Origin of the sequence: Paracoccus onubensis (assembly GCF_003591515.1) — a bacterium.
Lineage (GTDB): Bacteria > Pseudomonadota > Alphaproteobacteria > Rhodobacterales > Rhodobacteraceae > Paracoccus > Paracoccus onubensis.
The window spans coordinates 267,450-282,913 of the sequence record NZ_QZCG01000006.1 but is presented as its reverse complement, the minus strand read 5'-3'; the positions used below and the strand labels follow the sequence as shown (position 1 = coordinate 282,913).

Sequence of the window (15,464 nt, the reverse complement as noted above, 5' to 3'; positions counted from 1 at the left end):
ACTATCTCGCCGCCACACTGCGCGCCATCCTCGACGGTCACCCGCAAAGCGGTATCGAAGACCTCATGCCATGGCGCTTCAACCAGCCGTCAAGCCTCGCAGCATAGGGCCGCAACGTCGCGCTTACTGCAGAGTTGAGAAGTGTGAAGGAAAAAATAATGGCGATTGCGAAAATTGGTATGGAAGAAAGATTTCCGTATATAAACCCCCTCAAGTGCTCGCCGAGCGAGCTTTTATTATTGCTAGAAAATCGATGCGAAGAAGCAAATAAAATATTCTCGCAAGAGGGTTTTTATTTTTGGTCAGACGGACCAGCCGAGAATGAAGAAATTGGTTATCCCCCAGGAGTTTCGTTGTGCTTTACTTTTCCAAAGCAATATGAACTCGAGCCTGCACCTGACCCAATCATGGCATTTAATATCGGATGTGAGGGCAGTGAAGTAGAGGAGCTCGCTCTACAAAATTTTACAGAGAAGGAAGGTTTCTGCTATTTCTGGAATGTAGAAAAACTGAAATCTAATATTATTAGTGAAGACATCGACATTACCGGTTCATGATTTTTAACATTAAGCGCTTTTGTTAAGCGGTCCCGGAATTATGTCATTGGCAGGCTTGAGTTGGGAGGAGATTTTTCACCTGTTTCTCATGGACGAAACGGCCCTTACCCACCTTCCATATGTGGCGCCGATGCCATGCCACAGCTTCACCAGATCGGCCATTCGTGCATCGTGCTGCATTTGAGAATGCTGAAGGTCGCCAGAGCGGGACAAAGCGAGCTCGCGTGCGAGGCGCTAATGGCTGCTGTCGACAGTTCTCCTCGAATTGAGAATGAAAGCCGCCTTGGGCAGCCTTCCAAAGCCTTCAATAATTCGCCCTGTAGGAGAGCGGAACCCAATCGTAATTTGTGTCGTCCCGCCGGATATGGCCGATACCTGGAAACGCGTGATGGGCCCCGGCGACAAGGTAGGCTTGATCAGCGGCCTCAGCAAAGGCCAGCGCGCGGGTTGCGGCAGCACGGGGCTGGTCGACATCGAACGAGACCGTGACCTCGGGCTGATCGAACTGCAACGCGTCACCATGGGCGATGTCGCCCCAAATCACCAGCTTCTCGCCGTCGCTCTTCAGCACGATCGCGGAATGACCGGGCGTATGGCCGGGGCGGTGGACGGATCCGATACCCGGCAGGGGCGAGGCGTCATTGTCGAAGGTGCTAAACCTGTCCGCCGCGATATACGGATCGATATTGGCGTGCGCCTGCACGATCTGCGGCCCAAGCGTTGTGTCCGCTACAGCCTCGGGCGATGCCTCCAGCCAGAACGCGGCCTCTGTCGCGTTCACATGCAGGACGGCGTTTTCATAGATGCGCGCGCCATCGGCTGTGGTCAGCCCGCCCGAATGGTCAGCATGGACATGTGTTAGGATCACGTCGTCGATCTGGTCCGCGCGATACCCCGCCGCCTCGATATTCGCGACCAGCTTGCCAAGCGATGGTCCCATAATATCCCCGGTTCCCGCGTCGATTAGAACCAGCCGCTCTTCGGTGTTGACGAGATAGGCGTTCACCGAAACCTCGGACTTTTCGTTGATAAAATGCCCTTTCAGATAGGCGCCGATATCCGCCGCGGACAAGCCCTGATAGATTTGCGCCATCGGCAGGGCGACGGTCCCGTCCGAAAGCGCGGTGATCTCCAGATCGCCCAGCCGCATGCGGTAAAAACCTGGGGCCTGTGTGCCAGTCAGTGGTGCCTTGGCGAAAGCTGCACTGGGCAGTGCCGCAAGAAGGCCGAGCGAGGCAGTGGATTTCAAGATTGAGCGTCGTGTCTGCATGATGCACCTATGGGTATCCTGGTCTTGACCTGACCGGAAACGTAGGTATCCATCGCAAGGCAAGTAATCAAATCGATGAGCCTCATGACTACTATCGATCATTTCAATCTGCGGGCCTTCGATCTCAACCTTCTGATTGCCTTCGATGCCATGATGACAGAAGGCAGCGTCACTCGTGCCGCGCATAGGCTCAAGATCGGCCAACCCGCGATGAGCCATGCGCTTTCGACGCTTCGGATGCTGATGCAGGACGAGTTGTTCATCCGCGTAGGGCAGGTGATGCAGCCGACCGCCCGCGCGCGCAGCTTGGCAGTGCCGGTCCGGCAGGCGCTGCGCCAGGCGCAGCTTGCGTTGCAGGGTGGCCCTGCCTTCGATCCCTCGACCGAGGATCGCATCTTTCGCATCGCCATGTCGCCGGAGGTCGAAACGCTGCTCTTGCCCGACCTGACGGCCCGCCTGCGCCACCTTGCCCCCGGTGTGCGTGTGCTAGCGCGGGTGTTCTCCTATGATGCGGCAGAGCCGTCGCTGGAAGATGGTAGCATCGATCTTGCCGTCGGCTGCACCTATGCCCGGACCGCCCGCCGCCTGTCCGAGACGCTTTACGAATCCGAGGTCGCCTGCTGTTTCAACGCCGCGCTTCTGACCTTGCCCTTGCCGGTGGAATGCAGGACCTACCTTGCCGCCCGCCACGCTGTCATCTCGCAGAACGAGAACCTGCAAGGCTGCATCAAGGAGGCGCTGGAGGTTGCGGGGGTAGAGCTTGACGTCGTCGTGGCCGCACCGGGCTACCTCGCAGTGCTAGCGGCAGCCGTAAGCACCGCGGTCGTCGCAACTGTGCCGCGCCGGATCGCGGAAAAATATGGACCGACGCTAGGCTTGACCCTGTCCGCACTGCCGATCCCGCTATCACTTCCCCCCGTGACGATGGTCTGGGCGGCGCATGCCGATGCGGATCCCGCCAATGCATGGATGCGTCAGATGATCCGCGACAGCTTGCCATGCACGGGTTTAGCCATGCCGCACGACTCGTGTTCTACCGCTTGATATGTAATCTCTTTTGGAATGGTGGTCGCGTGCTTTGCACAAATGAGAACGGTCTGCGTGGGTCTGCGCCGGTACTGACTCGCATGCCCCATAGACCCTTTGGGAGAGACGCGGGACCATCTGGTCATTCGCCGCATATGCAACCTTGGTCGGCGGGGACGGCGGCAATGCGTAGGAAGAGGGTTTTGCAAAGTCATGGAAGTCCTGCCGATCAACGACATCTCCGGCGCCGGTATGCTGCGGCGCAGCCCGCCTTTCCAGCCGTTCGCTGCTACTGCGAGGTACCAGACCTAGGGAACTCACACACTGTAGGGCGAGGCGGTCGTTGAAGTTGACTGCCGAAGCACTAAGCTTTCGGCAGCGATTTAAGGGGGTTAGTAGATGATTAGAAAGATATCTTCCTTGGTTTCTCTCGGGCTCGCATACGCTTTTGGGTACTTGTACTACGCCGAGCATTTCAAATGGCGCAATTGTTTCAATGAACTAGGCCGGTGCTTCGACGATGACGCCGGTGTCGTATATTTAAAGCAATCAGGGGTCGTATGGCTCTTACTCGCTGTGTTGGCCTTGGGAGTAGGCCTCTACAATGCATGGCATCTGAGCAAATCCTAAACGGTAATCCGGGCTCGAAGCTGTCATGCGGCGCTGCGGCACACGGATCTTGGCTTTGTGGGTGCGCGCGCTGGCATTCGGATGACGGCAGCCAGCCCTTCCGCGACATTCGTAGGTCGCGCAGCATCCACGATGCTGTGGCTGCGCACAGCGAATGCCACCTTCCCGAAAGCGGACATTCACAAGGCCGTATTAGCCACGGTTGATGCTGCGCTCTACACCGAGGTCGACGAAGCGCAGGAAGCAGACTTTGCAAAGTCCAGATGAAGGCTCGAGGCAAAGTGCATCGGGTCTGTCCACCACAGCCACAGCTTTGTTTTCCTGGTTTGATAGGGATGGTGCACATGTCATGACTTACGCACCATCTTGGCCGTTCAAGCGGCTTTCGATCCTGAAGGTTTATTGTCCTTGCGCGCATCGATGAGAACAATGTCTTTGCTGTTTTTGAGACCAAGCCGCTTCAATATTCGCTGCACGCGAGTCAACTGTGAATACGAGAAGTAAACAATGGCCTTTATAGCGCGCTGCGCATCTGATGATGCTTGATATATGTCGGTTTGTTTTCTGAGATTCATTTCAAGTTTTGTGTTCTTTGCCAGCTTCACTTCGACGAGTGTCTTTTCTCTGCCGCGCGATATTTTGAAGTCAACCGGCCCGCGACCATCATTGGCCTCGGTACCCGCATCCGACGGTGTTCCAAACCAAACCAGTCGGTACAGTATCTGAACGTCTTTCTCCCGTTCGACCGCGTTTCCATTGTCGTCATAGAAGATGCGCCAGCCTCCCATGTCTTCGATGACGTGCTTCAGGTAAGCGAGTCGAATATGAGCTTCCTCGTAAGTGCCTGGCTTTACGCGGTAGAAATCGGTTGCGGCTAGAACAGGCTGAAGAATTTCGCGTAGGCGCTTGGAGAAAAACAACTCAGTTGCGAAAACCTTCTCAAAGCTCAAATCAGTAGCATCATCGCCAGTGTCTTCTTTCAACTTGATGTAATAGTCGATAAGTTCAGGATACTGCCGGATAGTCGCTGTCGCTGCCTCGGCCCTCTCTGCTTTGGTAGGGTGTCGCCCCTTCTTCTTGCGGGCTTTGAGCTCTCTCTCAAAATAGTTGCTGACGGACGCCCTAAGGCTACCATCAGGGATGGCTGTGGGAATATCTTGGAACCTAAGGATTAAATCGCTTGTGTTGATCCATGTGTCGTCCCTCGTCAGCATATCCTTGGGGGTAAGGATGATGTAATCACCTTCGTACCAAGGCAGTTCGTAGCACTTTCTCTGCCAAGATTGTGTTTTGAAATTGAAAACGGCTCTATCAATCCAGACTTCTCGTATTTGGTCTTCACGCAAATGCGCCTTGGCGAAGCTCTCCGTGTATGTGCACAGAAAGTCCTGGATCAGGTTTGTCACGAAATCACTTATGTTGTCCCGTCCGACTCCGCTCGATACTAAGCATACTTTCTCCAAGTGAGAACTTTCGGTGATGCTCTCCTCGCCAAAGTTGGCGAAGATGACATTCAAGTTTTCATGTAAGCTTCTTGCAAAGTCCATCCCGAGACCTGAACCGCCGTTTCCAACCATCGAGAAGCCAAACCAGTTTTGCTTTACTTCCGGGAAGCAATACCAATTACGTAGCATACCGTCGCTGACGTGGCTGTCCGCTGCTCGATCTCTCAGAAAGACCAGATATTCGATTATGCTATCATGTAAGTCCTGATATTCTTGCTTTTCGCTGTGAAAGAGAAGGAATGGGTCAATAAAAAGTGGCAAATCGTTGATGATTGACACATCAAAAGCCCCGTACTCGTCAACAACAGATTTTTCCAAATTAAATGCATCGCTAAAGAATGTGGCCAACTGGAATACTCCATGCATTGCGCGAAAAGCCGATATTCACACAATATACAACAACTCAAATGCAATTGTAGTGAAAAGTGTTTTCCGTAAAGAATTTTACCGCGAGCGGACTGTGCAATGGCGCATAAGTCCCTTGTATGTGATGGGTCGAGTGCTTCTGCAGTGTCCTCTTTAGGCTGAGCGACGACGTACCGTTCCTGGACACGACCGGCAACTTTTGGCTGCCTGCCGGCATTCAGCTGGCTCAAGCTTGGCTTGACCAGGGCGGGGAGCAGCGCCGCGTTGCCACAAGGCGGCTCCGAGCCCAAATTGACTATTTTCTGCACTGGGACTAGTGTTCATTCGAGTTCCTAAATTCATTACATGTGAGAGAAGGTTTGAAGAATATTCTGGTGATTGGCGGGTCAGGTTTTGTTGGAGGAGCACTCATTCCAACACTCATAAGAGCAGGTCATGCGGTAACGATTCTAAATCGTGGGAATCGAAAAATTGATGGCGTTTCTCAGATTGTCGCCGACCGTGACCGATCCGAAGAAATGGCCAAGCATTCTGCTTCATTTGACGTTGTTGTTGATACTAGCGGTTACACAAGACAGCAGGTTGAAACAGCATTCTCTGCGTTCGGCTACTTTGCGAGCAAGTGGATACATCTCAGCAGTGCTGCGGTTTATCGAGAGACACCTGATCGCCTACCTGCCGAAGATGATAGTCTAGGCGGTGCGGAAATTTGGGGTGCTTATGGGTTGGATAAATCGAGAGCCGACGAATTCTTAGTTGAACATGTCGAATGTCCTCTCGCAATCCTTCGCCCGCCTTATCTATATGGTCCAAACAACGCCAATGATCGGGAAACCTTCATATGGTCTCGTGTGCTGACAGGAAGGCCAATTATCATCCCCGGCGATGGGTCGGTGCAATTTCAGTTTCTTCATGTTCAAGACCTTGCAAACATAATCACCCATTTTGTTGATGCTGATTTCGGCAAGCGCGCAATTTACAATGTTGCAGAACCTGAGACCATGAATGCTGAGGCGTGGGTTAAGAAAGTGGCGGCTGTGTCAGGCGGCGAATTAAAGATCGTTTCAGGTAAAGACCACGCTAGCGATGTGATGGCGCGGAGGTATTTTCCGTTCAGGGATTACTCTTGTGCACTAGATGTGAGCAAACTTCTGCGCGACTTTAACTGGGCATTCGAATTTAGCTTTGATGACGGTATCAGGAACACCATTTCAAACTATGACATTGAAGCTCTGAGACAAGTTTCCCCTAGCTCACCTGACGAGATACGCATCCTTAGAAATACATAGACAACCAAGGTAACTATGCCCCGCATCGTTGCCTACCCGGCGGATCGACGTGAAGAGCTTACCGGACAGTCACGATGCAAGCCGAATCGAAAAGAGCGGGGGATGTGTATTTTTACGTTCAAAGCCCAATATCTCGTAAAACACCTGAGCCTTGTGGTTGTCTGGATTGGTTCCGACATTCAGATAACTGCATGACAATGCGATTGCCTTGATCTTGCTGGCCGCAATAAGACTGCGGCCAACGCCGCGCCCGCGATACGCGGCCTCAGTAAACAAGTGATGCATGTCCATTCCCCGCCAGCCAAACTGAAGACGGGTCAGCCCACACAGGGCGGAATAGCCTATTAACTCGCCACGCGCCTCCGCGACGAGAACGTAAATCCATGGATTTGCGACGAAAACGTCTCGGGCAAGGTCGTCCGCCGTCAGCGCCGGTGTGTCGCCGTGGTGGGCGGCGAGCTTTCCGACCATCTGAACGATGCGTTCCGCATCTGTCGGACGAGCGCAGCGGACAACTCCAAATTCAGTTTGCAGGGGGAGGGAGTTTCTTTGCATTTCTGGCTCCATTGCGCCGTAGGAGCCAACTGTCTGCCACCATACGGCGGCAGCATGTTGAAGTGCACCGCGCTCAGATGAGGCCGTGGTAATAGGTCACGAAGCTGGTGGCATTCATGCTCATGCCCTCTTCCTGATCGTATTTCGGTGTTCTGTCAACGGCTGCAAAGTCCCGCTCTGGCGACGCTGTATCAGGTCCCGATATCGCGGTTGCAGCGAAGGTCGGCTCCAGCTGCGACACTGCAGCAGCGTGCTTCGTGATTTCAGGACGGAAGTAGGCTGCGGGACCGAGTTTGCAAAGGGCGCTTCCTGCGCATCGCCGACGCTGGTGCTGACCGCAGCAAAGCAGGTAGTTCGCCAGGTAGATTGAATGGCCGCTTTCGGTGAGCGCGACAGAAAATTTCGCACTCGCGGCATCTTTGTCATTGCACCCCATTTCTACGAAATGCCTCGGGCTGCCTGCCGTCATCAAGCAACCCGACGTGATACTCCAGGGCAGCGACCCACGCGCCGCATCATCGCAAGGCGCGCTTTTAGCCCAAATAGACTGCTTTCAGTCGCGGCACCCTGCATAAATTTTGGATTGAAGTTGACGTCTGTCCGAATTAACCATCCTGGCATGAACCCCGATGAAATATCTTCAAATTTTCTTGGAGAAGTTAGCTTCAGAGTGTTGGATGGAGCATTCGAAGTACTAAGGTCGAGTGACCGTGCTGTTCTGCAAGCCGTGGCTGATCAGATCTTACCAAAACGGGAACAAATCGAAAAAATTGAGCTAGGCGGTGTGACCTGCCCCTGAACTTTCATCCAGCGGCAACTGGAGCCCGGTTGCTATTTACGCCCATCGGCGCGGATTGAGCAATCGCCCGACGCGCGGAGCTTTCATCTCGCGCAGCGGGGCGGGCGATTGCGGTGGTCAGGGTGCGCGCATGGCTTGCAGGCCAATCATGTTTCGACGTGGCGATCGATGGCTCGCCAGGGCAAGCTGGTGCTGCCGGTCCCGGAAGACGAGGTCGAGTTTGCGACGATGGTCGTGTCGCCGCAGGTTCCCGAGAAAGCCGTCCCTTTGGCCGAGGGCCCCGAGATCGTCATAGGGGCCGTGACGATCCGACTGGAGGCCGGGACCACGGCAGAACGGATCGCGGCGATCGTGCGTGCGCTGGCCGCGCCGACATGATCTTCCCGTCGAACCGGGTGCGGATCCTGGTGGCGACCAGGCCGGTGGACTCTCGGAAGGGTCATGACGGGCTGGCGGCCCTGGTGAAGAATGAGTTGCGCAAGGAACCCTTCACCGGGACGATCTTCGTGTTCCGTGCGAAGCGGGCGGATCGGCTGAAGCTGCTGTATTGGGACGGCACTGGCCTGGTGATGGCCTACAAGCGGCTGGAGGAGCACAGCTTTACCTGGCCTGCGATCCGGGACGGGCTCATGTCGCTCAGCCATGCCCAGTTCGAGGCGCTGTTTGCCGGGCTCGACTGGCGGCGGGTCCGAGCCATTGAGGCCCGCGCGCCCGAGACGGTGGAATGACTGCGTCAGGATGACTCAGGGTGTGTTTTGCGCGAGCGGTGCCGGGGCGTGTCTGATAAAGCGGCACCATGCTGAATGCCGCCGATCTGCCTGATGACATTACCGCCCTGAAGGCGCTGCTGGTCGCCTCGGAGGCTCGTAATTTGCGTAAGGACGAGCGGATCGCGCGGCTGGAGAAGCTGGTCGCTGCCTTCAAACAGGCGGCCTTTGGGCGCAAGTCGGAGAAGAGCGATCCGGATCAGTTCGAGTTGGCTCTGGAGGATATCGAAACCGCTATCGCAGCCATCAACGCTGATGAGGATGCTGATACTTCACCGGCCAAGCGGGTCGCCATGCCCCGTGCCGTCAATCGCGGAGCGCTGCCTAGGCATCTGCCGCGCATCGAGGAGGTGATCGAGCCCGAGGAACTGACCTGCGCCTGTGGTGGCTGCCTGCATTGCATCGGCGAGGATGTCTCAGAACGGCTGGATATCGTGCCGGCACAGTTCCGGGTGATCGTGACCCGCCGCCCAAAATATGCCTGCCGCGCCTGCACCGATGGCGTGATGCAAGCTCCGGCACCGGCGCGGCTGATCCTCGGCGGGCTGCCGACCGAGGCAACGATTGCACATGTGCTGGTCTCGAAATACGCCGATCATCTTCCGCTCTATCGCCAGGCACAGATCTACAGCCGTCAGGGCGTCGATCTCGACCGCTCAACGCTCGCCGATTGGGTCGGTCGCGCAGCCTTCGAACTGCACCCGGTCTTCGAGGCGCTGATCGAGGACCTGAAGCGATCCACGAAGCTCTTCATGGATGAGACGCGAGCCCCGGTACTGGATCCGGGGAGGCGGAAGACCAAGACAGGATACTTCTGGGCGTTGGCGCGAGACGATCGATCATGGGATGGCGAGGCGCCACCCGGCGTGGCCTTCACCTATGCGCCCGGCCGCGGCGGACAACATGCCGAGCAGATATTGCAGGGTTTTGGTGGTATCCTGCAGGTCGATGGTTATGCCGGCTACAACCGGCTACTCGCTCCCGATCGTGTCGGCCCCGATATCCACTTGGCTTATTGCTGGGCCCACGCCAGGCGCAAGCTGGTCGAGATTACCCGCGCCAGCCCGGCGCCGATTGCCGATGCAGGCGTGAAACGTATCCGGGAGCTCTATCGCATCGAAGCCGAAATCCGCGGGAGCGATCCCGCGACCCGGCTCGCGGCGCGACAGGAGCATTCCGCACCGATCGTCGCTGAGTTGGAGGTTTGGCTCACCCACCACCGGGCTCGTGTTGCGGCGAAATCGCCCTTGGGCGAAGCCTTGAAATACATCTTCAAATACTGGAACGGCCTCTGCCTGTTCCTGACCGATGGTCGGGTCGAGATCGATAATAATACCGTCGAACGAACCATCCGCCCTATCGCGCTGAACCGAAAGAACGCCCTCTTCGCGGGGCACGATGCCGGGGCCGAAAACTGGGCCGTCATTGCCTCGTTGATCGAGACCTGCAAGCTCAATGCTGTCGATCCCCAAGCATGGCTGGCCGCAACTCTCACCGCCATCGCCGCCGGCCACATGCAGAGCCGGGTTGGTGAACTTCTTCCCTGGAATTACACCAGAAAGGTGTGACCCGAACACCGGTTACCGAAAGGCTGGGTTTGCAATTGCCGCTTCCTGCGCTTTGCTGCCAACTATGCGGTTCGCAGCATCCTGGAGCACCGTATCGGCCTTTTAACGTCTGCTTCGGCGAAATCGGCTATTGAATGCCGCAGATGCAGTGAGAGCAATGCTGCGCCATGGCCGAATGTCGTAGAAGGGCCGTCTACCGTTATCGAGCAGCCCGATGTGATACTCTTGGGCAGCGACCCACGCGCTGCATCACCGCAAGGCGGCTCCGAGCCCTTCTTGCCACACCGCGCGGGTGCAGCGTTTCGCGGGTGCAGCACAGGGAAGGTGGAAAGGCCGACCCATTCCTTCCGCTCACCGGTGGCTTCACTGCTATTGCGGTTTCACCAGACCGGCCATTCGCTGTATCTGCGAGGCCGATAACGGTTTGAAGGTCAATCACGCGCGACATTGCGTCAATGGCGCAACGCTTGGTCGATCAGACACCCAATACTTGCACCCACGATCTGACCGAGGCACTTATTGGGGCAAAAGTTCAAGTTGAGACCTGCCTATGGCCCGCAAACCTGTCCTGTCCACAGACAAGCTGAAAGACCTCGGTGCCGACAAGCTCGCGCAGCTGGTGCTGGAAGAAGCAGAGCGCAATGCGGGGTTCCGGCGGCAGGCCAAAGCAGCGCTGGCCGGGAAGTCCGGCCCCGAAGCCATTGCCAAGCTGATCGACCGGCGGCTGTCCGGGCTGGCGCGGGCGAAGAGCTTTATCGAATGGGACAAGGCCCGCGCCTTTACCGAGGACCTGCGCAGCCTGACCGATACGATCACGGCTGAGCTTGGCCCTGCCGCCCCGGCTTTGGCCATAGACCGGCTGCTGCGCTTCATCGCCACCCATGAACAGGTGTTCGAGCGCGTCGACGATTCCTCGGGCCGCGTTCAGGACGTCTATTATCAGGCGATCCATGCGACCGGCGATTTAGCCCCCAGCCTGCTCGTGCCTGAGGCCGACGCGCTCCCCGAGAAGATCATGACCGCCCTTGGCGAAAGCACGCATGGCTATCTCGCTAACGTGACCGAGGCTGTGGCGGCGCATCTACCGCAAGACAGCTTGGCGCGATGGGACGGCGATCTGAAAGACGCCATCGCCGAGCGGCAAGCCGAAGACGCGGCGCGCAAATCGGATGGCTGGTTCTACTCCATGACGTCGCAATGGGCTGCGATGCGTCAGATCCTCGCCTCGGCGCGGGGGGATCTCGATCTGCTCATCGCGCTAGAGCTCAAGAAGAAGCCGCATATGCAGGATACGCTGGGGATTGCTGAACAGCTTCTGGAGATCGGTCGCAGCGCCGAGGCGCTGGAGTGGGTGCGCAAGTCCGGGCGGCGTACATTTGACGAAGCTGATGATGGCCTGTCGCCAGAACGGGTCAGTCTGGAGGCGCGTATCTTGGACGCCACCGGAGACAGGTCGGCCGCACAGGTCCTGCGTTGGCGCTGTTTCAAGGCGCGCCCGTCTGCCGACATTCTTCGGGAACACCTCAAACAGCTGCCGGACTTCGAGGATATCGAGGCCGAAGACCGCGCCCATGCCTTCGCGCTGGAAATGGCGGAGCCCGAGGTGGCGTTGCAATTTTTCCTTGATTGGCCACGACTTGATTTGGCGGCAAAACTGATCACGACGCATCCACACCGCTGGGATGGAGGTGACTGGCACATCCTGCCTAAAGTTGCGGGCCTTCTGGAACACGATCATCCGCTGGCGGCGACGATCCTCTACCGTGCCCTTCTGGACAACATCCTCGACCGCGCACGCTCCAAGGCCTATGGGCACGGCGCAAAATACCTCGGGAAGCTCGGCCTGCTGGCGGGCGAAGTGGACCCAATCCGACCAGGCGGAATGGTCGACCATGCAACCTATCTTGCCAAGCTCAAAACAGCACATCCCCGCAAATCAGGATTCTGGGCACGTGTCGGTGACGGTGAACCGAAAGCACCACAAGCAAGTGGGGCCCGTCGCCCTGTGTGGATCAAAGATGATGGGTAACGGCCCTTTGCTGCCGTCCGGCAGCTTCCCCAAATTCTGCGTTCGCAGCCCGCATTGCTGCCATTCGCCGCGTGAGCAAAATCTGGGCGCGTTCGCATTCACAGTATATGCGGACAAAGTGAACTTTCGCTGCGACTTGCACCAAAGTCAGTGGTGATCAAGTATGCCCTTGATGTGGGGGCACTGGCGGATACAGTGATGGCAATGAGTGAGAGATACACCCCACCGAACGAGTTGTTTACATCGCGTTTGAAGCTTCGGCCCTCTGCGACGTCAGACGCCGAGGCGATTTTCAATGCCTACGCAACGGACCCGCACGTGACCCGTTACCTGAGCTGGCGCCCACACGCAGTACTGGAGGATACACTCGGCTTCCTGGCGATGTGCGATCGGGAGCGCGCAGCGGGCAGTGACTTCGCCTATGTGATAGAGGATCGCGAAAATGGTGCGGTGCTCGGGATGATTGAAGTGCGGGTGCAAGAACATGCGGTCGAATTTGCGTATGTGCTGAGGCGAGATAGGTGGGGCCAAGGCATCATGACCGAGGCGCTTTCCGCGCTTGCAGACCACGCGCTTTCGCATCCGGCGATCTGGCGCGTCTACGCGCTGTGCGATACCGAGAACCCGGCTTCCGCGGGGGTCATGATGAAGGTCGGCATGGTCTATGAGGGCATCCGGCGGCGGCATGCCATCTACCCCAATCTTTCGCCCGAACCCCGCGACGGTCTCGTCTACGCCAAGGTGCGGTAGCGTCTTTGATCGATGTCGGAACTGAAAAGCGCTCAGTATCGAGGATATTCGAGTGGCAGTGAACTTGTGTATCGGGTTTCCGACTCCGCCTTTACCGACCTTCGTTTACGCAGCAGCATCGGTCAATATGGGCTCCAAACCGACCTTCTCTGCCGGTGCACATTAGTATGTTATCTTGAGTTGCCAACGTCTGGTTGGCGCTGTGGTGGATCGTGGCGGATGGGAGAAACCATCATGACCATTGCAAACTTACCTGCCATTCGCGCATGCCGACCTGCATGGAACAAAGGCCGCATTGTCGGGCAGAAACGACCGCTGTTGCCCAAACATGTCTGGGCAATCCGCGTCCGTCTTGAGATCGCCGAGAATCATCGTGACCTGGCGCTGTTCAACCTTGCCATCGACAGCAAGCTGCGAGGCTGCGATCTGGTCAAACTGAAGGTGGCCGATGTCTTCGCTGCCGGCCAAGTCAAAGAACGGGCCTCAATCATCCAGAGCAAGACGCAAAAACCCGTCCGCTTTGAGATCACCGAGGGCACTCGGAAATCACTCCTGCGGTGGATGGACGAACCGTTGATGATCGGATCTGAATACCTTTGGCCTGGTCGTTTTCACGAGCGGTTGCACATCTCGACCCGACAGTACGCGCGCTTGGTTCGAGACTGGGTGAAATCGATCGAGCTGGATCCGAGCGCGTATGGAACCCATTCCATGCGACGGACGAAAGTCGCGCAGATATATCGGAAGACCGGCAACCTGCGCGCTGTTCAGCTCCTGCTCGGACACACCAAGATGGACAGCACAGTCCGATACCTCGGTGTCGAGCTGGAAGACGCTTTGGCGATCGCCGAGGCGGTAGAAATCTAATGAAACGGGCCGCCTACGCGGGCGGCCCAAAGCCGACATTCGACCAACCGGCTCGATGCCGCGGTGGCTGCCCGCATTGCCGCCATTCGCTGCAGCGGCAAAATCGAAGCTCAGGCGAACTCACGGTCTGCGGAACTTAGCCATCATACCCTTCAATGCTCTACTCTGTGTTTGCTTTGCAAAGATGTAGCGGTTACCTTTCAAAATTGTCGAAACACTTATTCGTCGGAATGCATGAACCAAACTGCGAGCCGAAGAATGAATTTGTCATTTTTCTTCAAATATATACTAGTAAGTTCGGGTGTCGTGACCGCACAGGCAACGATTGCCATCGGCCAGGAACTTTCCACCGAACGAGAGTTCTGGACCGCAGAGCAACTTTACGAGGACTTTCTGGCCGATTTCGGCGAGGATATGGCAGCTTGCTATCCCGATTATCAACTCGCCGAAGGACCGCCACCGCCTGACGGACCCGAAGAAGCAAACGGCAGTGGATGGAAAAAAGCGATCATTGCCGTCGACGCTTCCGGTTCCATGGCTGGTCAAGCCGGTGGGGAGAGGAAGATGGATGCTGCAAAAGCAGCGGTGCAGGAATTCATGGGAACTATGCCCGAGGATACCGAGATTGGCCTTCTCGCATTCGGTCATCTCGGAAATAATGAGGAGAGCGGCAAGGCCGAGTCCTGCGAGGGTATCGAACTCATGTCTGAGCTTGGGGCGGCGGACAGATTGGAGATTGCCAATTCGCTTGAGGGCTTCGAGGCGACCGGCTGGACACCGCTGGCAGCAGCAATTTCCAAGGCGGGCGAAAGTTTCACCGCAGATTCCGGGGAAGGCGAGCAGGTTGTTTTTGTCGTCTCTGATGGGCGGGAAACCTGTGGGGGAAACCCTGTTGCAGCCGCGCAGGAGCTTCGAGATTCCGATGTGAAGGCAATCGTCAATATCATCGGCTTTGACGTCCCGGATGATGACCGAAAGGCCCTTGAAGCCGTGGCCAAGGCAGGTGGCGGGGCGTTCTCACAAGCAGATGACGCGGCCGAACTGCGGGAGCAACTGCGGATATATACGACTAACCTTCGGGAAAGTAGCGATTACAATGCCGAAGCATCGGTCGTGGCAAGTGACAATCATAGCGTCGCGGAGAATGCAAAGGCCGATGCCGATAGCTGTATCGGGAACGCGATTGCTGACGAGGATAGCAAGTTCGCCCTCCTGTCCGGCGATATGGTGATCGATGGGCTGACAGATCGCGAGAGTGCGGATGAAGCCGAGGCACGCTTGAAGGATCGCCATGAAGAAATCGAGGCAGAACTGGAAGCCTTCAGGGCGAAAGTCGATGAGGATCTGAAAGCCGTAAACGAGCCAATCGAAAAGATTCTCGGGCGCGTCAAAGACGCCTATGACGACGAGTAGAGAGAAGGCTATAGCAAATGTGTTAAGGGCTTCGGCCGATTATCTTCTTCAATGACATTGACCTGACCTGTCC

Annotated in this window: 15 protein-coding genes and 1 pseudogene; 11 read left to right on the top strand and 5 right to left on the bottom strand. The window is 56.6% G+C overall.

Features of this window, described 5'->3' with window-relative positions:
• Positions 1-158: 158 nt before the first annotated feature.
• A complete protein-coding gene (locus D3P04_RS10855) occupies positions 159-557 on the top strand; it encodes a hypothetical protein (RefSeq protein ID WP_119748711.1) in 399 nt (132 codons plus the stop codon).
• 304 nt (positions 558-861) lie between these two features.
• Here D3P04_RS10855 and D3P04_RS10850 read toward each other — a convergent pair whose 3' ends face one another.
• Positions 862-1,806 (bottom strand): MBL fold metallo-hydrolase, encoded by a 945-nt coding sequence (locus D3P04_RS10850; RefSeq protein WP_220475310.1) that lies wholly within the window; start codon positions 1,804-1,806, stop codon positions 862-864.
• A 105-nt stretch (positions 1,807-1,911) separates the two neighbouring features.
• Here D3P04_RS10850 and D3P04_RS10845 point away from each other — a divergent pair, with 105 nt between their 5' ends.
• Complete coding sequence (locus D3P04_RS10845) at positions 1,912-2,871, top strand: LysR substrate-binding domain-containing protein (protein WP_119748708.1); 960 nt, start codon at positions 1,912-1,914, stop codon at positions 2,869-2,871.
• A 693-nt stretch (positions 2,872-3,564) separates the two neighbouring features.
• A complete protein-coding gene (locus D3P04_RS23100) occupies positions 3,565-3,750 on the top strand; it encodes a hypothetical protein (RefSeq protein WP_147391921.1) in 186 nt (61 codons plus the stop codon).
• 107 nt (positions 3,751-3,857) lie between these two features.
• On the opposite strand, the gene D3P04_RS10835 is transcribed toward D3P04_RS23100, so the two are convergent.
• Complete coding sequence (locus D3P04_RS10835; protein WP_119748704.1) at positions 3,858-5,336, bottom strand: hypothetical protein; 1,479 nt, start codon at positions 5,334-5,336, stop codon at positions 3,858-3,860.
• Positions 5,337-5,713: 377 nt separating this feature from the next.
• Between D3P04_RS10835 and D3P04_RS10830 the strand changes: the two genes are divergently transcribed.
• A complete protein-coding gene (locus D3P04_RS10830; protein ID WP_182912810.1) occupies positions 5,714-6,643 on the top strand; it encodes an NAD-dependent epimerase/dehydratase family protein in 930 nt (309 codons plus the stop codon).
• Positions 6,644-6,712: 69 nt separating this feature from the next.
• On the opposite strand, the gene D3P04_RS10825 is transcribed toward D3P04_RS10830, so the two are convergent.
• The 3 genes and pseudogenes from D3P04_RS10825 to D3P04_RS10815 all read right to left on the bottom strand — a co-directional run.
• On the bottom strand, positions 6,713-7,198 hold the full coding sequence (locus tag D3P04_RS10825; RefSeq protein ID WP_182912809.1) for a GNAT family N-acetyltransferase: 486 nt from the start codon (positions 7,196-7,198) through the stop codon (positions 6,713-6,715).
• A gap of 73 nt (positions 7,199-7,271) precedes the next feature.
• Positions 7,272-7,667: a hypothetical protein gene (locus D3P04_RS10820; RefSeq protein ID WP_147391920.1), complete on the bottom strand. Its 396-nt coding sequence runs from the start codon at positions 7,665-7,667 to the stop codon at positions 7,272-7,274.
• A 334-nt stretch (positions 7,668-8,001) separates the two neighbouring features.
• A pseudogene (locus D3P04_RS10815) lies at positions 8,002-8,139 on the bottom strand (IS3 family transposase); the annotation flags it as partial.
• Between the two features lie 26 nt (positions 8,140-8,165).
• Between D3P04_RS10815 and D3P04_RS23095 the strand changes: the two are divergent.
• The 7 genes from D3P04_RS23095 to D3P04_RS10785 all read left to right on the top strand — a co-directional run bounded on the left by D3P04_RS23095 (position 8,166) and on the right by D3P04_RS10785 (position 15,391).
• A complete protein-coding gene (locus D3P04_RS23095; RefSeq protein ID WP_232844968.1) occupies positions 8,166-8,375 on the top strand; it encodes a hypothetical protein in 210 nt (69 codons plus the stop codon).
• Positions 8,372-8,725 (top strand): IS66 family insertion sequence element accessory protein TnpB, encoded by a 354-nt coding sequence (gene tnpB / locus D3P04_RS23090; protein WP_147391918.1) that lies wholly within the window; start codon positions 8,372-8,374, stop codon positions 8,723-8,725. The genes D3P04_RS23095 and tnpB overlap by 4 nt, the downstream gene beginning before the upstream one ends.
• Positions 8,726-8,793: 68 nt before the next feature.
• Positions 8,794-10,332: an IS66 family transposase gene (gene tnpC / locus D3P04_RS10805; RefSeq protein WP_119748696.1), complete on the top strand. Its 1,539-nt coding sequence runs from the start codon at positions 8,794-8,796 to the stop codon at positions 10,330-10,332.
• 550 nt (positions 10,333-10,882) lie between these two features.
• Positions 10,883-12,361, top strand: a complete 1,479-nt coding sequence (locus tag D3P04_RS10800; RefSeq protein ID WP_119748694.1) for a DUF6880 family protein — start codon at positions 10,883-10,885, stop codon at positions 12,359-12,361.
• 198 nt (positions 12,362-12,559) lie between these two features.
• Positions 12,560-13,111 (top strand): GNAT family N-acetyltransferase, encoded by a 552-nt coding sequence (locus tag D3P04_RS10795; protein ID WP_147391917.1) that lies wholly within the window; start codon positions 12,560-12,562, stop codon positions 13,109-13,111.
• A 234-nt stretch (positions 13,112-13,345) separates the two neighbouring features.
• The gene (locus tag D3P04_RS10790; RefSeq protein WP_119748749.1) at positions 13,346-13,978 is read left to right on the top strand and encodes a tyrosine-type recombinase/integrase; all 633 of its coding nucleotides are present in this window, start codon (positions 13,346-13,348) and stop codon (positions 13,976-13,978) included.
• 63 nt (positions 13,979-14,041) lie between these two features.
• Positions 14,042-15,391 carry a vWA domain-containing protein gene (locus tag D3P04_RS10785; RefSeq protein ID WP_147391916.1) on the top strand — a complete coding sequence of 450 codons (1,350 nt, stop codon included), beginning with the start codon at positions 14,042-14,044 and terminating at the stop codon, positions 15,389-15,391.
• Positions 15,392-15,464: the final 73 nt, after the last annotated feature.